The sequence below is a fragment of the Pseudomonas sp. WPR_5_2 genome (assembly GCF_003634475.1).
Taxonomy (GTDB): domain Bacteria; phylum Pseudomonadota; class Gammaproteobacteria; order Pseudomonadales; family Pseudomonadaceae; genus Aquipseudomonas; species Aquipseudomonas izuensis.
On the sequence record NZ_RBLA01000002.1, the window covers coordinates 481,882 to 501,041 of the forward strand.

The 19,160-nt window shown below is 61.2% G+C and carries 19 protein-coding genes; 10 read left to right on the forward strand and 9 right to left on the reverse strand.

Annotation, left to right across the window (positions count from 1 at the left end):
* Nucleotides 1-71 precede the first annotated feature (71 nt).
* Complete coding sequence (locus tag BJ917_RS10870; RefSeq protein WP_121103343.1) at nt 72-1,166, forward strand: sterol desaturase family protein; 1,095 nt, start codon at nt 72-74, stop codon at nt 1,164-1,166.
* Nucleotides 1,167-1,214: 48 nt separating this feature from the next.
* On the opposite strand, the gene BJ917_RS10875 is transcribed toward BJ917_RS10870, so the two are convergent.
* The 4 genes from BJ917_RS10875 to BJ917_RS10890 form a co-directional block, all read right to left on the reverse strand.
* Entirely contained in the window at nt 1,215-1,931 is a 717-nt protein-coding gene (locus BJ917_RS10875) for a L,D-transpeptidase (RefSeq protein WP_121103344.1), read from the reverse strand.
* On the reverse strand, nt 1,928-2,695 hold the full coding sequence (locus BJ917_RS10880; RefSeq protein ID WP_096510163.1) for a M15 family metallopeptidase: 768 nt from the start codon (nt 2,693-2,695) through the stop codon (nt 1,928-1,930). The genes BJ917_RS10875 and BJ917_RS10880 overlap by 4 nt, the downstream gene beginning before the upstream one ends.
* 245 nt (nt 2,696-2,940) lie before the next feature.
* Nucleotides 2,941-4,197, reverse strand: coding sequence for a serine hydroxymethyltransferase (gene glyA / locus BJ917_RS10885; RefSeq protein ID WP_096515295.1), 1,257 nt, complete (start codon nt 4,195-4,197; stop codon nt 2,941-2,943).
* Nucleotides 4,198-4,549: 352 nt separating this feature from the next.
* A complete protein-coding gene (locus BJ917_RS10890; protein ID WP_096510164.1) occupies nt 4,550-5,473 on the reverse strand; it encodes a LysR family transcriptional regulator in 924 nt (307 codons plus the stop codon).
* Between the two features lie 151 nt (nt 5,474-5,624).
* Here BJ917_RS10890 and speB point away from each other — a divergent pair, with 151 nt between their 5' ends.
* The 5 genes from speB to BJ917_RS10915 all read left to right on the forward strand — a co-directional run bounded on the left by speB (nt 5,625) and on the right by BJ917_RS10915 (nt 12,388).
* A complete protein-coding gene (gene speB, locus BJ917_RS10895) occupies nt 5,625-6,623 on the forward strand; it encodes an agmatinase (RefSeq protein ID WP_096510165.1) in 999 nt (332 codons plus the stop codon).
* Nucleotides 6,624-6,633: 10 nt separating this feature from the next.
* Nucleotides 6,634-8,142, forward strand: a complete 1,509-nt coding sequence (locus BJ917_RS10900) for an aldehyde dehydrogenase (RefSeq protein WP_121103345.1) — start codon at nt 6,634-6,636, stop codon at nt 8,140-8,142.
* 195 nt (nt 8,143-8,337) lie between these two features.
* Nucleotides 8,338-9,891 (forward strand): cytosine permease, encoded by a 1,554-nt coding sequence (locus BJ917_RS10905; RefSeq protein WP_096510167.1) that lies wholly within the window; start codon nt 8,338-8,340, stop codon nt 9,889-9,891.
* Between the two features lie 3 nt (nt 9,892-9,894).
* A complete protein-coding gene (betA, locus tag BJ917_RS10910) occupies nt 9,895-11,583 on the forward strand; it encodes a choline dehydrogenase (RefSeq protein WP_121103346.1) in 1,689 nt (562 codons plus the stop codon).
* Nucleotides 11,584-11,902: 319 nt separating this feature from the next.
* Entirely contained in the window at nt 11,903-12,388 is a 486-nt protein-coding gene (locus BJ917_RS10915; protein ID WP_096510169.1) for an N-acetyltransferase, read from the forward strand.
* 4 nt (nt 12,389-12,392) lie between these two features.
* Here BJ917_RS10915 and BJ917_RS10920 read toward each other — a convergent pair whose 3' ends face one another.
* On the reverse strand, nt 12,393-12,710 hold the full coding sequence (locus BJ917_RS10920) for an NIPSNAP family protein (protein ID WP_121103347.1): 318 nt from the start codon (nt 12,708-12,710) through the stop codon (nt 12,393-12,395).
* A gap of 19 nt (nt 12,711-12,729) precedes the next feature.
* Nucleotides 12,730-13,620 (reverse strand): AraC family transcriptional regulator, encoded by an 891-nt coding sequence (locus tag BJ917_RS10925; RefSeq protein WP_121103348.1) that lies wholly within the window; start codon nt 13,618-13,620, stop codon nt 12,730-12,732.
* 153 nt (nt 13,621-13,773) lie between these two features.
* Here BJ917_RS10925 and BJ917_RS10930 point away from each other — a divergent pair, with 153 nt between their 5' ends.
* Nucleotides 13,774-14,493 carry a cysteine hydrolase family protein gene (locus BJ917_RS10930; protein ID WP_121103349.1) on the forward strand — a complete coding sequence of 240 codons (720 nt, stop codon included), beginning with the start codon at nt 13,774-13,776 and terminating at the stop codon, nt 14,491-14,493.
* 215 nt (nt 14,494-14,708) lie between these two features.
* On the opposite strand, the gene BJ917_RS10940 is transcribed toward BJ917_RS10930, so the two are convergent.
* Nucleotides 14,709-15,605 (reverse strand): LysR family transcriptional regulator, encoded by an 897-nt coding sequence (locus tag BJ917_RS10940; protein WP_121103351.1) that lies wholly within the window; start codon nt 15,603-15,605, stop codon nt 14,709-14,711.
* Between the two features lie 130 nt (nt 15,606-15,735).
* Between BJ917_RS10940 and BJ917_RS10945 the strand changes: the two genes are divergently transcribed.
* On the forward strand, nt 15,736-16,566 hold the full coding sequence (locus tag BJ917_RS10945; protein WP_096510174.1) for an oxidoreductase: 831 nt from the start codon (nt 15,736-15,738) through the stop codon (nt 16,564-16,566).
* 217 nt (nt 16,567-16,783) lie between these two features.
* Complete coding sequence (locus BJ917_RS10950; protein WP_096510175.1) at nt 16,784-17,119, forward strand: hypothetical protein; 336 nt, start codon at nt 16,784-16,786, stop codon at nt 17,117-17,119.
* Between the two features lie 73 nt (nt 17,120-17,192).
* Here BJ917_RS10950 and BJ917_RS10955 read toward each other — a convergent pair whose 3' ends face one another.
* A complete protein-coding gene (locus tag BJ917_RS10955; protein WP_096510176.1) occupies nt 17,193-17,594 on the reverse strand; it encodes a cupin domain-containing protein in 402 nt (133 codons plus the stop codon).
* Nucleotides 17,595-17,672: 78 nt separating this feature from the next.
* Entirely contained in the window at nt 17,673-18,425 is a 753-nt protein-coding gene (locus tag BJ917_RS10960; protein WP_121103352.1) for an SDR family oxidoreductase, read from the reverse strand.
* A gap of 209 nt (nt 18,426-18,634) precedes the next feature.
* Between BJ917_RS10960 and BJ917_RS10965 the strand changes: the two genes are divergently transcribed.
* On the forward strand, nt 18,635-19,024 hold the full coding sequence (locus tag BJ917_RS10965; protein ID WP_096510178.1) for a cytochrome c family protein: 390 nt from the start codon (nt 18,635-18,637) through the stop codon (nt 19,022-19,024).
* The last annotated feature ends 136 nt before the right edge of the window (nt 19,025-19,160 follow it).

Here is a 19,160-nt window from a genome sequence, read left to right on the forward strand (position 1 = left end):
AAAACCAGATGCCCGGCGGCGCGTTTGATTTTTTCGCGAGCGAGCTCGCTCCTACAGTTATGAGGCCGGTCATGGATGTTCTCGCACCACTCTACCAATACCTGTTCAGGTGGGTGATCGCCCCTGTCAGCGAGCAATTCCTTGGCCTTTTCGATCTCAATGGCCGTCTGTGTATCGCCTTTCTCTTCACGTCCTATGCCGTTGCCTATGGTCTGTTCCGCGTGCGCAGATCCCGCGGGCTGACCGACGCCCGTTCTTTCTGGCAGTTCATTGGCGGCAACCGGGTGCATTTACATCCATCGGCATTGCTCGATTACCGCTACTACTTTGTGCGGGCGATCCTCCGAGTCGTGCTGGTGGTGCCCATTGTTGGCCTGGTCGACCCCTACGTGCTGCGCTCCGGCGACTACATGCGTTTCTTCACGCACCTTTGGGGGGCGCGGGTGCAAGTGGAAGAACACCTGGCACTGACCCTGGCCTACGGGCTGGGTGTGTTCCTCGTGCAGGACTTTATCCATTACTGGGCCCATCGCGCCTACCATTCCCGCTACCTGTGGGCGTTTCACAAAGTCCATCATTCGGCGCCGGTGCTGGTGCCGGTCACGGCCAGTCGGGTGCATTTCATCGAGAAAATGGTCGAGCGGCTGATCGATATCGTGTTCCTCAGCGCCTTTGCCGGCCTCTTCTGGTACGCCTGCGGCGGGGAGATCAGCCGCTACACGCTGTTCGGCGTGACCTACGTGGTGTTCATCCTCAACGCGCTGGCGGCCAACCTGCGACACAGCCATGTCTGGCTGTCGTTCGGGCCGGTGGTCGAGCACGTGCTCAACAGCCCGGCCCAGCACCAGATCCACCACAGCGACGCCCCTCGGCACTTCAACAAAAATTTCGGGATCAACCTGTCACTCTGGGACTGGATGTTCGGCACGCTCTACGTCACGCAGTCGCAGCCCGAGGCGATCCGCTTCGGCACCGGCGAGGCGGATCACGAACGTTACCTGACGGTCTACAGCCTTATCGTGACGCCGTTTGTCGAAACAGCGCGCAAGCTACGCAAAACCAGGCGCCCGCCATCCATCATTTCGACGATCGAGAAGGGCAACACTGCTCCGTTGAACCTGTGGGAGCGAGCCTGCTCGCGAAGACGTCGGCACATTCAGCATTGATGTGACTGATACACCGCATTCGCGAGCAGGCTCGCTCCCACAGGTAGTTCAACGCTCGGGCAGCTGCCAGCGCTCACGCAAGCGTTGGTATTCAGCCTCGGGCAATTGCACCAGCAGCGGGGACTGGCGCGGGTCCAGCCAACTGAACAAGCGCGCGATATCCGCTGGCGCCATGGCGGTACAGCCAAGGGTCGGCATCGTGGGGCCGCGCCAGATGTGGAAGAAAATGCAGGAGCCCGCGGCGGGGGACGCCGGGGTGTTGTGCTCGATGAAAATGCCTTGGCGATACATGTCATCGTTGCGCCGCATGCGCTCGGAACTGTTCCAGTCCTTGTCGACTGTCGAGCCATCGACCAGTTGGTTGTAGCGTTTGGACTGGCTGTCATCCACGCATTCGATGGTGGTTGTCAGCGCGAGGTAGGGCAGTCGGGTTTCAGCCGTTGGGGCATAGCCGAATGCCGTGCCCAGCTTGAAGATCCCGGCCGGGGCCTTGCCATCGCCTTCCTGTTTGAGCGGTCCCTGGCGTTCTGCAACGCTGTTGAGGCCCTTGCCCCAGGCCATGCCGTTTTTGCCCAGCACCACCGGAAACGGTGCCTCGAATTTTTCAAAGGTGTTGCCGTGGCGTTCGTATCGTTGGGCGGTGGCCTGAGTGTCATTCCAGTCCTTGCTGGTGACGACGATCAATTGCCGACTGTCGTCGAGCCCCTGGGCCATGGCTGCACAGGGCAACAGCAGCAGGGCGCATGCCTTGAGCAACCGGTTCATGGTGTTGACTCAAGCGGGGTGATGGGGAAGTCCATGACCGTCTTCAACGACGCATCCCGCGTGTATGTGAAATGCCACCACTCGGCGGAGTAGCCGGTGAATCCCTCTTGCTCCATGGCACGGGTGAGCCGCTGGCGATTTTCCAGGGCGGTGGCATTGATCAACGTGGTGTCGGTGTGGGCGCGCTCATCGAAGCAGTCGAAGCCGGTACCCATGTCGACGGCGCCGTCGTGCCAGCGCTGACCATAAGGTGCCGTGCAATCGACGGGGGTGGCTGAAGGCGTCCAGCTGTCGGCGGGCAGGGCGTCGGGACCGGTCAGTGTCAGGTCGACAGTGCCGCCTTTGGAGTGATTGGACACCCGTGCCACGTAGCCCAGGCGCCAGAAGTCCTGCTTGTCCACCCGTGGATAGAACTCGGCCTTGCGCGGATCACCCGGCTGCGTCGCAAAACGGCCCATGTCCGCGACCGCCCGACTGGGGCGATAGCAGTCGAATACTTTTAAACCATAGCCTTGCGCCCGCAGTGTCGATTGCACCCGGGCGAGGGCCCTGGCGGCGTCCAGCGACAACAGGCACTCCGGCGCTTCGTAGCCGTCGAGTGCATGACCGGTGAAATTGTGTGCGCCGGCATAGCGGATGTCCTGCTCGATGCCGGGATCGACCGTGCGCAAATACACCATGTGCGCGGGCCTGTCTTCAGCATGGGCGAGGCAGGGCAGGGTGAGGCTCAGGAACAGGAGCAGTGATCGAGCTGCAAATGGCATCGTGCCGGGCCTCCGAAAATGCACTGTAGGCGCTGGCTTGCCAGCGAAAAAACGGACAGTCAGCCAACTCAGAGGCTGATTGTGCCGCCGTCTTCGCTGGCGAGCCAGCGCCTACAGGGAGATCAGTCGGTACGAAACCTGTGGGAGCGAGCTTGCTCGCGATGAGATCCTGTCAGTCGACATCAATGTAGCCGACATACCGCATTCGCGAGCAGGCTCGCTCCCACAAGGGAATGCGCTGCAAATCAGTCGCGATAGACCGGGAAATCGCTGCACATGGCCGCGGCCTGGCGGGCGACCCGGGCTTCGACTTCGGCATCGCCCAGGTGATCGAGGATGTCGCAGATCCAGCCTGCCAGCTCGATACTCTGGGCTTCCTTGAAACCGCGACTGGTGATTGCCGGTGTACCGATGCGCAGGCCGGACGTCACGAACGGCGATTGCGGATCATTGGGCACGGCGTTCTTGTTCACGGTGATGCCGGCACGGCCGAGGGCGGCGTCGGCGTCCTTGCCGGTCAGGCCCTGGCGAATCAGGCTGACCAGGAACAGATGGTTGTCGGTGCCACCGGACACCACGTCGTAGCCCCGTTCGACAAAGACCTGCGCCATCGCCTGGGCATTGCGGATCACTTGCGCCTGATAGCTCTTGAACGCGGGTTCCAGCGCTTCCTTGAAGCACACGGCCTTGGCCGCGATCACATGCATCAAAGGACCACCCTGGCCACCGGGAAACACCGCGGCATTGAGCTTTTTCTCCAGTTCGGCATTGGCCCTGGCCAGGATCAGCCCGCCACGGGGACCACGCAGGGTCTTGTGGGTCGTGGTGGTGACCACGTCGGCGAACGGGATCGGATTCGGGTACAGGCCGGTCGCCACCAGCCCGGCGACGTGGGCCATGTCCACGAACAGGTACGCGCCTACCTTGTCAGCAATCTCACGAAAACGCGGGAAGTCCAGGGTCTTCGAATAAGCGGAGAACCCGGCAATGATCATCTTCGGTTGATGCTCCACCGCCAGGCGTTCGACTTCGTCGTAGTCGATCAGTCCGGTCGCGGTGTCGATGCCGTACTGCACGGCGTTGTACAGCTTGCCGGAAAAACTCACCTTGGCACCGTGGGTCAGGTGACCGCCGTGGGCCAGGCTCATCCCCAGCACGGTGTCACCGGCTTGCAGCAACGCCAGATAAACCGCGGCGTTGGCCTGGCTGCCGGAGTGCGGTTGCACGTTGGCGTAATCGGCGCCGAACAGTTGTTTGGCGCGGTCGATGGCCAGTTGCTCAACCACGTCGACGTGTTCGCAGCCACCGTAATAGCGCTTGCCCGGATAACCCTCGGCGTACTTGTTGGTCAGGCCGCTGCCTTGCGCCTCCATCACCCGCTGGCTGGTGTAGTTTTCCGAGGCGATCAACTCGATGTGGTGTTCCTGCCGAGCGTCTTCGGCGTTCATCGCCGCCAGCAGTGCGTCGTCGTAGCCTTTGATCTGGTCGTGCTTGCTGAACATGGTGGAGTCCCCTTGGTTGTACTCCTGTGGGAGCAAAGCTTGCTCGCGATGAACGATGACGCGGTTCATCAGATAGACCGCGTAACGGCCATCGCGAGCAAGCATCGCTCCTACAGGGTTTCGTTGTTGTTGGACGTTGTTGTTCGCAAGGGCGATGCCAGTATTGATTATGTGTTTTAAAACAAAGACTTACGTGTTTTTTTGATTGAGTGGCGCAGGCGTGCCGTATTGAAATCAATACAGCCATGCAGGCATTGGCGAGCGAAGTCCGGGCCAGGCGGGTTATCAGGGGCTTGTCTTGATTTCACTACGGTGTAGCGATTTGCATACAGCTCCCACAAAGGAAAATCCGTCAGCGCTTCTCGGGTGGTGGCGCTTTACGCGAACAGGCCGCCAGGTCTTCGAGGAACGCCTGAAGAATCGGCGGCGGCGCCGTGCCGCGCCGGGTGATCACGTCGAACGGCGACATCAGTTGCAGACTCTGCGGGGCAAGCTGATGCATCTCGCCGGACTTGATCCACTGGGCGGCGAAGTGGGCCGGTAAAAAGCCCAGGTAGGCGCCGGAGATGATCAGGATCGCCAGTGCCTCGATATTGTCCACGGTCGCCGCCGCCTTGCTGACGCCCAGGTGCTCCAGATCGTATTGCTGCATGTAGCCGCGCACGACAATGCGGCTGGTGCTGATCTCTTCGAGCAGTTCATCGCCTTCGGCCTGGCTGCCGAACAGTGGATGGCGCCGCCCGCAATACAGCCCCAGGGCTTCCTGATACAGCGGCGAATGCAACAGCCCCGGCACATGGATCGGGAAGTGCCCGATGGCCAGGTGCAAGCGACCGTCGAGTACCCGTTCCTCCAGTTCCGCGGGTTCGCCGACGTAGACGCTGAGGTGCACATCGTGCCCCCGCGAGACGAAGCGCTGGGTGGTGCGCGGGATCGGCGAGTCAGGGTCGGTGATGGTGGTGTCGATGATCCCCAGGTTGAGCTTGCCGCTAATGTGCTGCTTGAGCACGTCGGCGTCCATGCAGAAATTTTCCACCGCCGAGAGCAGGCGCTGAGTGGCTTCATGTATCGCCACGCCTTGCTCGGTGAGGCGAAAGCCACTGCGCCCGCGCTGGCAGAGCTTGACCCCGAGCCGGGTCTCCAGGTGAGTCATCTGTTCGCTGATGGTCGACTGGCCGGCGTTCAACGCCGCTTGCGCCGCGGAAAAACCGCCACAGCGGACAATCGTGGCAAACACCCGAAGCAACTTCAGGTCGACATCGTGCAGTTGAATCACCCTGGACCTCCCGTGTGTGGATGCATCGGCAATGCCGATATGAGTATCTGATGTTTAGCATTTTTTCCACGAAAAGCTGCGCCCATAGTCACTCCAACGGCGGTCGCCCTGCAGTCCGCCAAGCCGATAACAAGAAGTGGAGAGGCTTGAAATGTCGAACAACGGTTATGAATCCGGCCGCCTGAACCTGCCCTTCGTGGGGCATTGCACCTTCGGCAAATCCCCGGTGTGCACCGACTGGGACGCCCTGGACGCGGACGTGGCGGTGCTCGGCGTGCCCAACGACATGGGCACCCAGTGGCGCTCCGGCGCACGCTTCGGGCCACGGGGCATTCGCGAGGCATCGACGCTGTTTTCCTTCGGCCATGCCGGCGCCTATGACCACGAAGATGACGTCATGTACCTGACCGCCGCCGACGTGCGCATGGTTGACGTCGGTGATGCCGACATCGTCCACACCGACATGGTCACCAGCAACGAAAACACCGAATACGCGGTGCGCAAGATCCTCGATGCCGGGGTCATGCCGGTGGTGCTCGGCGGCGATCACTCGGTGCACGCGCCGGTGATCAAGGCGTTCGAAGGCCGTGGACCGATCCACATCATCCACTTCGATGCGCACCTGGATTTCGTCGACGAGCGCCACGGCGTGCGCTACGGCCACGGCAATCCGCTGCGTCGCGCCTCGGAAATGAACCACATTGTCGGCATGACCCAGATGGGCATCCGCAACGTGTCGTCGTCCAACCGCGATGACTACGAAGCGGCCCATGCGGCGGGTTCGAAAATCCTTTCGGTGCGCGATGTTCGTCGCTTGGGCGTCGACGGAGTGCTGGCGCTGATCCCGCAGAACATCAACTACTACATCACCATCGATATCGACGGTTTCGACCCGTCCATCGCCCCCGGCACCGGCACCCCCAGCCACGGCGGCTTCCTCTACTACGAAGTGCTGGAGATCATCCAGGCCCTGGCCAAACGCAGCAAAGGCAACATCGTCGGCATGGACCTGGTGGAGGTAGCACCCGTCTACGACCCGACCGGCATGACCTCGATTCTCGCCGCACAACTGCTGCTCAACAGCATCGGTTTCATCTTTCACGAACGCGCCCAGGCGCGGCAGTCCATCCACGAAGCCACCCCGGCCTGAGAGCATGACAATGGACACGATCGTCAAAAGCTACCTGCAGAAATACGGCGTCAGCGAAGCCACCCAGACCTTCCTTGGCAAGGTGCAGAAAATGTTCATCGGCGGTGCCTGGGTCGAGGCCAGCGACGGCCAGACCTCCGAAGTCATCGAGCCATCGACCGAAGGCCTGATCACCCGCATTCCCATGGGCACCGTCGAGGATCTGGACCGCGCGGTGCAGGCTGCCCGCGCCCAGTTCGACGGCGGCGCCTGGCGCCAGGCCAAGCCGGCGGAGCGCGAACGCCTGATGCAACGTCTGGCGGATCTGATTGAAGAAAACGCTGCCGAACTGGCCGAGATCGAATCAATCGACATGGGCAAGTCAGTCGCGTTCGCCAAGGATGTCGACATCCAGGGCACAGTCGATACCCTGCGTTATTTTGCCGGTTGGGCGACCAAGCTCCACGGGCGCACCGTGGAGCCTTCGCTGCCGGGCAATTACCTGGCCTATACCCGCAAGGAAGCGGTGGGGGTGGTCGGCGCCATCGTGCCGTGGAACTTCCCCCTGCAAACCATGGCCTGGAAACTCGGGGCGGCGTTGGCCACCGGTTGCACCGTGGTGGTCAAACCCGCCGAACTGACCTCGCTGTCGGCCCTGCGTTTTGCCGAGCTGGTGCAGCAAGCGGGGATTCCGGACGGTGTGATCAACATCGTCACCGGGCGCGGCAGCGTGGTCGGCGCGGCCATGGCCACCCACCCCGACATCGACAAACTGACCTTCACCGGCTCGACCCCGGTGGGCCGCACCGTCGGCCGCGCCGCGCTGGACGAAATGAAGCGACTAACCCTGGAACTGGGAGGAAAATCACCGGTAATCGTGTTGGCCGATGCCGACATCCCGGCCGCTGCGCAAGCGGTCGCCAACGGTGTGTTCTTCAACTCGGGGCAGGTGTGCGATGCCGGTACGCGGGCCTATGTGCATCGCAGCGTCTATGACCAATTCCTGCGCGAACTGATTGCCTACACCCGCACGTTGAAGATGGCGCCCGGCATGGATCCGGACTGCTTCATCGGCCCGCTGGTGTCGGCCCAGCAGAAGCAGCGGGTGACCGAGTACATCGAAACCGGCAAGCGTGAAGGTGCCGAACTGGTCTACGGCGGCCAGCCAGTCGAAGGTCCGGGCTATTTCGTCGAGCCGACGATCTTCGCCCATTGCCGCAACGACATGCGCATCGTCCAGGAAGAGATCTTCGGCCCGGTGCTGGTGACCGCGCCCTTCGACGATGAAGAAGAGGCGCTGGCCCTGGCCAACGACTCGGCCTATGGCCTGGCGGCGGCCCTGTATTCCAACGACCTGGGCAAGGTGCACAGCCTGATTCCACGGTTGCAGGCGGGCTCGGTCTACGTCAACGCCCACGGCACCCTCGACCCGTCGATGCCGTTCGGTGGCTACAAGCAGTCCGGGTTCGGCAAGGACCTGGGTGCCGAGCAGCTCGATTACCTGCTCGAAACCAAGGCGGTGTGGATCACCTTGCCCTGAAACACCACACAGCACCTGTGGGAGCGAGCCTGCTCGCGAAGAGGCCGGCACATCCAGCATTAATGTCGCCTGACACATCGCCTTCGCGAGCAGGCTCGCTCCCACAGTGATCTTCACAGGGCTTCCAACAGGGACGTCGTTCACCCGAAAGAATGCGGTTATCTCGTCATGATCTTCCAACAATAAGAGACCATCATGAACATTGACGCCAAGCCTGCTCCGAGTGTGTCCATCCTCGACGACAAGTCCGTGGTCGAGAGTCATTCCATCGATTTCATCCCGGAAAGCGAGCGCACCGACAAACTGTCGAGCCAGGGCCCGTTCTGGTTTCTCGGCAACTTCACCTTCTTCACCATGACCATCGGCTTCGTCGGCCCCAGCGTCGGCCTGACCGCCCTCTGGACCACGCTCGCCGGCACGCTGGGCATCATGTTCGGCACGCTGTTCATGGCCTTTCATGGTTCGCAAGGCCCGCACCTTGGCCTGCCGCAAATGATCCAATCCCGGGCGCAGTTCGGTTATCGCGGGGTGATTCTGGTGTTGTTGGCGACGCTATTCGTGTTCGCCGGCTTCAACATCGTCAACCTGGTGCTGATGATGCAAGGGCTGCACACGCTGTTCGGTTTCAGCCCCACCGTGATTGCGGTGGCGGTGACCATTCCGGCGGCGGTGCTGGCGATTCTCGGCCATGACTGGATGCACCGCAGCTTCAAATGGGCGTTGTACCTGTCACTGCCGCTGTACGGTCTGGTAACCCTGGCGGTGTTGATGGGTTGGGTGCCGGATGCGGTGCTGCCGGCACTCGCCGACGGCGAAGTGGCACCGGCGCCGCTGGGCTTCAACTGGACTGGTTTCATCGCCCAGTTCGCGGCGGCGGCCAGTTACAACATCGCTTACGCACCCTATGTGTCCGATTACTCCCGTTACCTGCCGAAGAACACCTCCAGCGGCAAGTTGATTGCGGTGGTGTTCCTCGGTGCCTCGTTGTCCGGCGCGTGGATGATTTCCGTTGGCGGCTGGCTGGCCGATCACCTGCACTCCACCGACGTGCTGGTGGCCCTGGGGCAAGTCGGCAATACCGTGTCGCCACTGATGGGCACGGCGGTGGTGGTCATCACGATCCTGGCGTTCTTGCCGGTGATCGCGATGAACATCTACAGCGCCAAGCTGACCACATTGACCTGCGTCGACTCGATCAAGCACATCGAACCGACCCGCAAGGCACGCATCCTGGCGATCGCTTTCGTGATCCTGCTGCAACTGGGTGTGGCCCTGAGCATCCAGAGCTCGGGCAAGGGCCTGTCGGTGCTCGGTATCTATCTGGTGGTGATGTTGTACTTCCTGGTGCCGTGGACCTCGGTCAACCTCACCGACTACTTCTTCGTGCGCAAGGGCCGCTACGCCATCCCGCACTTCTTCATGCCCCACGGCAACCTCTACGGCAGCTGGGGTCTGCGTGGCATCGCCGCGTACGCCATCGGCTTCATCTCGATGATCCCGTTCTTCTACATCTTTGATGGCGTCGAGCAGCGCGAGGTGTATGTCGGCCCGCTGGCCAAGGCGCTGGGCAGCATCGACATCGCCTGGCTGGTCGGGCTGATCGTGTCGGGGCTGGCGTACTACTGGCTGAGCCGCTCGATCGATCTCAAGCGCGAAGAAACCGTCATCCAGCACATCGAAAAAACCTGCCCGCAATACACCACCGGCGACTCGCTCAGTGTGTTCAACGAGTCGGCGGTCCGGAGATAAATCATGGCTACGCAAAAATACGACTACATCATCATTGGCGCAGGCTCTGCCGGTTGTGTGTTGGCCAACCGCCTGAGCGAAGACCCTTGCACCTCGGTACTGGTACTGGAATTCGGTGGCAGCGACCGCAGTGTGGTGATCCAGATGCCCAGTGCGTTTTCGATTCCGATGAACACCAAAAAGTACAACTGGCGCTACGAAACCGAGCCGGAAACTTACCTCAATGGCCGGCGCATTCACTGCCCGCGTGGCAAGGTGTTGGGTGGGTCATCGTCGATCAACGGCCTGGTCTACATCCGTGGCCACGCCTATGACTTCGACGAGTGGGAAACCCTCGGTGCCCAAGGCTGGGGCTATAAGAATTGCCTGCCGTACTTCAAGCGGGCCGAGAGCTACGAGTCGGGGGGTGACAGTTATCGCGGGCAAACCGGGCCGCTGCACACCACCAATGGCAACCACATGAAAAACCCGCTGTATGGGGCCTGGGTCGAAGCCGGTGCCGAAGCGGGCTACATCAAGACCGACGACTGCAATGGCTTCATGCAGGAAGGCTTTGGTGCGATGCACATGACCGTGAAGAATGGCGTGCGCTGCTCTACCGCCAATGCCTATCTGCGTCCCGCCATGGGGCGGCCGAACCTGACCGTGATCACCCACGCCATGACCCGGCAGATCATTCTCGACGGCAAGCGCGCGGTGGGTATCCGCTATGACCACGACGGCCAGACCCACGAGGTGTATTGCAACCGTGAAGTGCTGATTTCGTCAGGTCCCATTGGTTCGCCGCACCTGCTGCAACGCTCCGGCATCGGCCCGGCCGAAGTCCTGCGCAAAGCCGGGATCGTCGTGCGTCATGACCTGCCGGGAGTCGGGGAGAACCTGCAGGATCACGCCGAGGTGTACATCCAGTTCGGCTGCAAGGAACCGGTGACGCTCAACAGCAAAATGGACCCGCTGAGCAAGTTGTTGATTGGCCTGCGCTGGCTGCTGTTCAAGGATGGCCTGGGCGCTACCAACCACTTCGAGGCCGGTGGTTTCATTCGCTCCGACAAGGGCCTGCGCTGGCCGGACATCCAGTTCCACTTTCTGCCGGCGGCCATGCGCTACGACGGTAACAAGCCGATCAAGGGCCACGGCTTCATGGTGCTCACCGGACCGAATAAACCGAAAAGTCGCGGCTATGTGCGGGTCCGTTCCGCTGACCCTTACGAACACCCGGAAATTCGCTTCAACTACCTGCAACGCGAAGAAGACCGCGAAGGTTTCCGCCGCTGCATCCGCCTGACGCGCGAGATCATCGGCCAGAAGGCGATGGACCGTTTCCGCGACGGCGAAATCGCCCCCGGTCCGCTGGTGCAAACCGATGAACAGATCGACGCCTTCGTCCGTGAAAACCTCGAAAGCACCTACCACCCTTGCGGCTCGTGCCGCATGGGCGAGGACGATATGGCGGTGGTGGATTCCGAGTTGCGGGTGCATGGCATTGCCGGGTTGCGGGTGATCGACTCCTCGGTGTTCCCGACCGAACCGAACGGCAACCTCAATGCACCGACCATCATGCTGGCCGAGCGGGCTTCGGATCTGGTTCGCGGGGTGACGATGCTGCCGGCATCGGAGGTGCCGGTGGGGCTGGTGGAAAACTGGGAAAGCAGCCAACGCTCGTCGTTGCCGGGGCGTAACGTGCGGGTCTGACTTGATTTCGCGGGTATCCCCAATCCCCTGTGGGGAGCGGGCTTGCCCGCGAAGGCGGCCTGACAGCCGACCTGACTTTGGCAGATGTACTCGACCCTCTGTGGGAGCTGGCTTGCCAGCGAAGGCGGCCTATGAATCGACCTGATTGTTATGGAGAAACCAGTTCAACTGTGGGAGCGAGCCTGCTCGCGAAAGCGATGGGCCAGTCAACATCAATGTTGAATGTTATGGCCCCTTCGCGAGCAGGCTCGCTCCCACAGGAAGAAAACCATTTCCATTGCTAGTCTGTAACTCCCCGAGACCGCAATGGAGCACCCTCATGCCTATCCAGGCCCTGCGCGCCGACGCTTCCCACATCGACAAAATCGCCCCGTTATTCGACGCCTATCGCGGCTTCTACGGCCAGCCATCGAACCTGCCGCAATCTCGCGCCTTCATTGCCGAACGGATCGCCCGCGACGAGTCGGTGATTTTCCATGCCGAGGACACCAGCGGCGAAACCCTGGGTTTCGTGCAGATGTTCCCGACGTTTTCCTCCATCGACGCTCATCGCACCTGGCTGCTCGGCGATCTGTTCACCACGCCCGCCGCCCGGGGCAAGGGCGTCGGTACGCTGCTGATGAACACCGCCCGCGACTTTGCCCGGTTGATGGGCGCCAAAGGCATGACCCTGGAAACCGCCACCGACAATCACAGCGCGCAGGGTTTGTATGAGTCGTTGGGGTGGGTGCGTGATCCGGGTTACTACACCTACTGCCTGGATTTGACCAAGCCACCTTCAGCCAAGGCGCCATCCCAAGGCTAGTCGGTCAGCGTTTGGCGTCACCGAAGACCGGCCTGAAAAAGCTGCGCTCATAGCTGAGGATGCAGCGGGTTTCTTCGGCGTACTTGAAGGCGGCGATGCATTGTGGATCGCTCGCCGACTGCTGCCGGTAAGTTTCGTAGGCCGCCAGGCTGGGGAAGGTGAACATGGCCATGGCGATGTTGTTGGCGCCTTCGGACGGCAGGAAGTAGCCGTGATGCTGGCCGCCGAATTTCTCCACCAGCGGAATCCACAGCTTGCCGTAATGCTCGAACGCTTCGAGCTTGAACGGGTCGAGCACGTATTTCAGGTAGCAAGTGACCATCTGTTTTCTCTCTGACAAGTTAGTGGCTGGTTAAATCATTGGGCCGGTCGGGCAGCACCCGCACCTTGACCTGAGGCGCATCTTCACCGCTTGCATCGCGCTTGAGCCATTCGGCCGGTGGGCTGCCCACCACGTTGAGGAAGGTTCTGGAGAATGATGCTTGCGAACTGTAGCCCACCGACGCGGCTATCACCTTGATCTGCACCCCGTCGCGCAGCAGGTCCTGGGCCAGCTTCATGCGCCAGGCGGTCACGTAGCCCATCGGTGAGATCTGCATGATCCGGGTGAAACACGCCGAGAATTTCGACCGGGACATGTTCGCAAGATGAGCCAGTTTCTCTACGGTCCAGAGTGCCTCCGGTTCCTCGTGAATCCGGCTGAACACCGTCGCCAGGCGCCCATCCTGAAGGGCATACAGCAGGCCGCCGGAGATCTTGCCTTCCATCACCGAGCGCCGCACCAGCTGCACGAAGAGGTATTCGAGCAGCAGGTTGAGCGCCTTGGTCCGCCCGGGGGCCTGGTCCTGGAATTCGTTGATCAGGGTGCCGAGCAGGGGCGTGAGGTTGTCCAGCTGCCGGAACGGAAACACCAGGGTTTCCTTGAGCCCGAGCGGGAAAGGTTGCAGGGCATTGCGTCCGAACTGGAAGGAGGCGCAGATCAGTTCGGCACCTTGCGCGGAGCTGGAGCGCAGTTGATAACGGCAACTGCTGGGACAAAACAACACGCTGGGCTCGTTGATGGAAATGTTCGGCAACCCCGGCTGCACCATGTCGATATCGCCGCGACTGATCACATGGATAAACGCCATGCCCGGCGGTTTGTCGAGCACCAGTGTGCCGTCCACGGGACCGGCGAAGAACAGCCGGCCCTGCAGGTGCGTGCGTTCGAAGAATTCGGAAAGGATATCCATGTTGGAGACGCCCGGGTAAAGACTCTGTACGTCCTGGCAAACGTGGAGCAGGGCGCAGCCGTAGGATGCAGTGCTCGCCGATGGTAATCAACGCCCCTCCAGGGAGCCATGGCGCACAGCGATTTTTCTCGTCCACGACTGGAGTCCGTTTACATGAGCCATGATTCGATCCGCACCGCCGCCGAATACGCCGACCCTGCAGAGCCGGCGCTGCCGGACCCGGGCATGAAGCTTGACCTGTCCCGCGCCGCGCTGGTGGTCATCGACCCGCAGATCGACTTCCTCAGCCCCGAGGGCGTGAGCTGGGGTGTTTTCGGTAAGAGCATCGTCGAGCACGATGTGGTCAATCACCTCGGCCAGTTGTTCGCCGCGGCCAAAGATGCGGGCATCACCGCCGCGGTTTCCCCGCATTACTACTACCCGTGCGACCACGAATGGCACTTTGGCGGGCCGCTGGAAAAGGTCATGCACAGCATCTGCATGTTCGATCGCCAGGGACCGCTGACCCTCGACGGTTTTGAAAACTCCGGTGCCGATTTCATGCCCGAGTTCAAGCCATACATCCTCGACGGTAAAACCATCATTGCCTCGCCGCACAAGGTGTACGGCCCGGAAACCAATGACCTGGCGCTGCAACTGCGCAAGCACGGCGTGTCGCAGATCATTCTGGCGGGCATGGCGGCGAATCTCTGTGTCGAGTCGCATTTGCGTGAACTGCTGGAGCAGGGTTTTGAAGTGGCCGTGGTCCGTGACGCCACCGCCGGCCCGACCACCCCGGAAGGCGATGGCTACCTGGCGGCGTTGATCAACTACCGCTACATCGCCAACGCCCTGTGGACCACGGCGCAGACCCTGGACTACCTCAAACCCTGATCGCACCCACAGTTGAACGTGGGTGAACACAAAACCCGGGAACACAACAAATCCCTTGTGGGAGCGAGCCTGCTCGCGAAGGGGCCGGCACATTCAACATTAATGCTGACTGATCCACCGCTTTCGCGAGCAGGCTCGCTCCCACAGTAGTGATTTGTCGCCACTGAATTCCGGGTACACCCGCCACCCAATGTGGAAGCGGTGTTCCTTGGCTCCTACGATTCCCGGGCCGCGCGCACGAACTCGATGAAAGCCTTGAGCGTCGCCGGTACATGGCGACGACTCGGGTAATACAGGTGCAGCCCCGGATAGTAGGGACACCAGTCGCCCAGCACTTGTACCAGACGGCCGTCGGCCAGCTGCGCCTTGACCATGTCTTCGAAGAGGTAGGCGATGCCGACGCCCTGCAACGCCGGGCCGACCATCAGGCTCACATCGCCCAGGGTCAACGGACCGTCGACTTCGATTTCCTCGGCAATGCCGCCACGTTCGAACTCCCAGCGATACAGCGATCCGCTGGGAAAGCGATGGCGGATGCACGGCAGACCATGCAGGTCTTCGGGCTTGTGCGGGACGGCGTGCCGGGCAAAGAACGCTGGCGAGCCCACGACCACCGAGCGCAGATAGGAGCCGATGGGCAGCGAGACCATGTCGGCCTCCAGCCGCGCACCGAAGCGCACACCGGCATCAAAACCGCCGGCGACCACATCCACCAGGCCGTCGTCCGCCACGATCTCCAGTTTCACGTCCGGATAGGCCGCGAGGAATTCGCTGGCCAGCGGCAACAGCACCAGTTCCGCGGCCTGGCGTCCGGCGGTGATGCGCAGGCTGCCCGAGGGTTTGTCGCGGTAGTTGTTCAGGTCTTCCAGGGCATCGTCGATGTCGCGAAAGGCCGGTTGCAATCGCGCGCGCAGGCGTTCGCCGGCCTCGGTCAGGCCGACGCTGCGGGTGGTGCGGTTGAATAGCCGGACGCCGAGCCGGTTCTCCAGGGTGCGCACGGCATGGCTCAGCGCCGAAGGCGTCACGCCCAGTTCGACCGCCGCCCGGCTGAAGTTCAGGTGATTGGCCACGCTCAGGAAGATCGAGAGGTCTGCCGCTGAAGGAGCTTTCATCTGTGAATGCCTTTCACAAAGCCATGCAAAATTATTGGGATTATCACATCAGTAGTGGAGTTTTAAAGTGGCGTCAACTCATCAAGAAGGCCCGGCAATCACGCTCGGGTCGCTGACAGGAGGAGTTGAAATGCGTACTTGGTTCATTACTGGAGCTTCCCGTGGTTTTGGCACTCTCATCGCAGAACGTGCTCTGCGTGCCGGCGACGCGGTGATTGCCACGGCTCGCAAACCCGAAGAAATCACTGCCCGCCTGGGCGATCATCCGAACCTGCTGGCCGTGCGCCTGGACGTGACCCGCGAGGAAGAAGCGCATCAGGCCGTGGCGCAAGGCATCAAGCGTTTCGGCCGCATCGATGTGCTGATCAACAATGCCGGCTTCGGTGTGTTGGGCGCGGTGGAAGAAACCAGCGCCAGCGAGACCGAGCGTCTGTTCGCCACCAACGTCTTCGGCGTGCTCAACGTGACCCGCGCGGTACTGCCGCACATGCGTCGCCAGCGCGCCGGGCATGTCATCAACATCTCCTCCATCGGTGGCTACCAGGCCTACATGGGCTGGGGGGTCTACGGTTCCACCAAGTTTGCGGTGGAAGGCATCACCGAGGCCCTGCATCAGGAACTGGCGCCGCTGGGCATCCATGCCACGGTGGTTGAGCCGGGCTTCTTCCGCACTGACTTCCTCGACGAGCAATCGTTGGTGAAGACCGCGCTGGAATTGCCGGATTACGACGAGACGGTGGGGGCGATGCGCAAATATGCCGAGTCAGCCAACCATGCCCAACCCGGTGATCCGGTGAAGTTCGCCGAGGCCATGTTGGCCTTGGTCAATGCGCCGAACCCGCCACAACGGCTGGCCCTGGGCAGCGATACCATTGCGCGCATCGAAGCGAAAAACCGTTTTGTCGCCCAGGAACTGGCCGAGTGGAACGAACTGGCGCTGTCCACGGATTTCAAGGATTGAAACGTTAAGGCATCAAACCTGATGTGGAGCGAGCTTGCTTGCGATGGCGGCGGGTCAGTCAACTGTGATGTTGGATGTCAGGCCGCTTTCGCTGGCAAGCCAGCTCCTACAGGGGGATGTGGTGGTATGAGTGCATGATATCCATTGGCCATCATTTTCGTTACAGTGTGCGCCGCTCGAGAGCTGGATCCCGGGCGCTTACTCATGGAGTTGTGCAGTGAAATACCTCAGTAAAGTGGTGGCGGGTGCCTTGGCTGGTCTGGTGTTGGCGGGTTGCAGCAGTGCGCCAATGAACACCCGGCAATACGACAGCAATCAGTACACCGTACTGGGCCACAGCGAAGCGAGCGCCACGGGCCTGATGCTCTTCGGCGTGATCCCGATTCGTCAGAACAGTCGTTTTGTGCGGGCACAGGACGAGGCGATCAAAGCCAAGGGCGGCGATGCCATGATCAACACCCAGGTGCAGGAACGCTGGTTCTGGGCATGGGTGCTCAACGGCTACACCACCCAGGTTTCCGGTGATGTGATCAAGCTGAAAAACGTTCAGTAATTGCAGTCACCCAAAAAATCCGGAGTCCTGTATCAGGCTCCGGATTTTTTGTTTTATGCAGCTGCTCTCAGGGTCAAGGGACCGGGATGACCGGTGGCTTGCCCTGGTCCTTCAATAGAAACACGACGAATTTGGCGGGTTTGTCCTTGCTGGCATTGCGGCCCACGGTGTGTATGTCATTGGGGCCTTCGTAGAAGCTCTGTCCGGGCATCAGCGTGACTTCCTTGCCACCCTTGACCGCCATGACGATGGAGCCTTCGAGCACATAGATGAAGCCATGGGCGTCGTGCCGATGAACCGGGTCGGCACCGCCGGGCGGGAATTCGACGGTGAGCATCAGCACTTCTTTGCCCGGGTAATCGGGAAGTGCCGTTTCCGAGATCACTTTGACATCCGGATGTGGTGCATCGGCCGCCAGGGCTGGCATTGTGGTGAACGGCAGGGCAAGCAAGGCGGCAATAATGGGCGTTCTCATGGGATGCTCCTGATGAGAGTGGAGGGCGGGGCCTTGGCCTGATCGGGCAGGGAGCGAACCGGACGCCCCCGTCCGTCATCACTGGGTGCTTGTACTCTTGAGCCACTGATCGAAATGAATCTTGCCGAGGATGGGATTGGCGCCCGGGGTCAGCGACTGGTCGTTGATGCTTGCGCCGTAGTATCCGGCGTTATCGTCGGTAACCACTTCGCGCTTATCCCCGGTGTGTTGCAGGTAGGTCTTGGCGAACAACACCAGGGGTTGCTTGTCCGGGCCGGCCACTTCCAGTGTCTGGCCCGTGGGCGCCGCCACGGCAATTTTAGCCAGCGCCGCCGCGACGTCGGCCGAGGCGACCGGTTGCAGGGCGGCCGAGGTCAAGCGAGCGGTGTCGCCTTGCATGCTGAATTGGACAATGGCGCCGATGAACTCGAAAAACTGCGTGGCACGCAGAATCGTAAAGGGCACCCCGGATTTCTTGATCAATTCTTCCTGGGCCATCTTGGCGCGGAAGTAACCGCTTTCGAGCATCCGTTCCGTCCCCACCACCGAGAGGGCGATGTGGTGCTTGATCCCGGCGGCCTTCTCGGCGGCGGCGAGGTTGCGCCCGGATTTTTCGAAGAATTCGAGCACGGCGGCATCTTCGAACGAGGGTGAGTTGGCGACGTCAACCACCACCTCGGCGCCTTTGAGTGCGGCCTCCAATCCTTCCCCGGTGACGGCGTTGACGCCCGATCTCGGCGAGGCCGACAGCACATCGTGGCCACCTTCACGCAGGAGTTTGCAGAGCTGTGTTCCGATCAAGCCTGTACCGCCGATGACGACAATTTTCATGATTGTGCCTCCGTTTGTTGGTGTGGGAATGTGTGGCGGCTGCTCATGCCACGCATGTTGTGAGTAGCTAGTCTAGGCGGGCGAAAGCGGGGCGTGGATTGGCGGGATGGACGGCAGGCATGGGCCTCGTGCGTCTGAAAAGCTTCGGTTTAATACCCTGGTCATGCTCAAATGGCGGCCATTTTTTTCGCTACAGGCTGGAGCTGTAAATGAACAAAGCGGCCGTGATGACCCTCGTCCTGAGCCTCGGTGCAGGCCTGTTCGCCGCGCAGACGAACGCGCAGGGAGATGCCGAGGCGGGCGGGAAACTGTTCAAGCGCATGTGCAGTGGCTGCCATCAGATCGGCGAGTCGGCGCGGGCGTTTTTTGGTCCGCAGCTCAACGGTATTGTCGGGCGCACGGCGGGAAGCACGACGGACTATCAGTACTCGGAGGCGATGAAGTCCTCCGGCATTGTCTGGACGCGGGAGAAACTGGCGGCGTATATCGAAGACCCGAAGGCGGTGGTGTCGGGGACGCGGATGATTTTCTGGGGAATCAGCGATCAGGAGAAGATCGATGATTTGTTGGCGTACCTGGAGTCCTTTCCGGCGCCGTGACGAGGGTGAGCCAGGGTCAAATATGTTGAATCTGATGCCGCCTTCGCGAGCAGGCTCGCTCCCACATTTGGAATGCATTTCCCCTGTGGGAGCGAGCCTGCTCGCGAAAGCGATAGTTGCCCCACCAAATCCATGA

Excerpts from the sequence above, each read along its gene's own strand:
- BJ917_RS10870 (WP_121103343.1), top strand. The coding sequence starts at position 72 with ATGGATGTTCTCGCACCACTCTACCAATACCTGTTCAGGTGGGTGATC.
- BJ917_RS10925 (WP_121103348.1), bottom strand. The coding sequence starts at position 13,620 with ATGGATATCCTTTCCGAATTCTTCGAACGCACGCACCTGCAGGGCCGG.
- betA (WP_121103346.1), top strand. The coding sequence starts at position 9,895 with ATGGCTACGCAAAAATACGACTACATCATCATTGGCGCAGGCTCTGCC.
- glyA (WP_096515295.1), bottom strand. The coding sequence starts at position 4,197 with ATGTTCAGCAAGCACGACCAGATCAAAGGCTACGACGACGCACTGCTG.
- BJ917_RS10945 (WP_096510174.1), top strand. The coding sequence starts at position 15,736 with ATGCGTACTTGGTTCATTACTGGAGCTTCCCGTGGTTTTGGCACTCTC.
- speB (WP_096510165.1), top strand. The coding sequence starts at position 5,625 with ATGTCGAACAACGGTTATGAATCCGGCCGCCTGAACCTGCCCTTCGTG.
- BJ917_RS10905 (WP_096510167.1), top strand. The coding sequence starts at position 8,338 with ATGAACATTGACGCCAAGCCTGCTCCGAGTGTGTCCATCCTCGACGAC.
- BJ917_RS10915 (WP_096510169.1), top strand. The coding sequence starts at position 11,903 with ATGCCTATCCAGGCCCTGCGCGCCGACGCTTCCCACATCGACAAAATC.
- BJ917_RS10900 (WP_121103345.1), top strand. The coding sequence starts at position 6,634 with ATGGACACGATCGTCAAAAGCTACCTGCAGAAATACGGCGTCAGCGAA.
- BJ917_RS10940 (WP_121103351.1), bottom strand. The coding sequence starts at position 15,605 with ATGAAAGCTCCTTCAGCGGCAGACCTCTCGATCTTCCTGAGCGTGGCC.
- BJ917_RS10875 (WP_121103344.1), bottom strand. The coding sequence starts at position 1,931 with ATGAACCGGTTGCTCAAGGCATGCGCCCTGCTGCTGTTGCCCTGTGCA.
- BJ917_RS10955 (WP_096510176.1), bottom strand. The coding sequence starts at position 17,594 with ATGAGAACGCCCATTATTGCCGCCTTGCTTGCCCTGCCGTTCACCACA.
- BJ917_RS10965 (WP_096510178.1), top strand. The coding sequence starts at position 18,635 with ATGAACAAAGCGGCCGTGATGACCCTCGTCCTGAGCCTCGGTGCAGGC.
- BJ917_RS10960 (WP_121103352.1), bottom strand. The coding sequence starts at position 18,425 with ATGAAAATTGTCGTCATCGGCGGTACAGGCTTGATCGGAACACAGCTC.
- BJ917_RS10930 (WP_121103349.1), top strand. The coding sequence starts at position 13,774 with ATGAGCCATGATTCGATCCGCACCGCCGCCGAATACGCCGACCCTGCA.
- BJ917_RS10920 (WP_121103347.1), bottom strand. The coding sequence starts at position 12,710 with ATGGTCACTTGCTACCTGAAATACGTGCTCGACCCGTTCAAGCTCGAA.
- BJ917_RS10880 (WP_096510163.1), bottom strand. The coding sequence starts at position 2,695 with ATGCCATTTGCAGCTCGATCACTGCTCCTGTTCCTGAGCCTCACCCTG.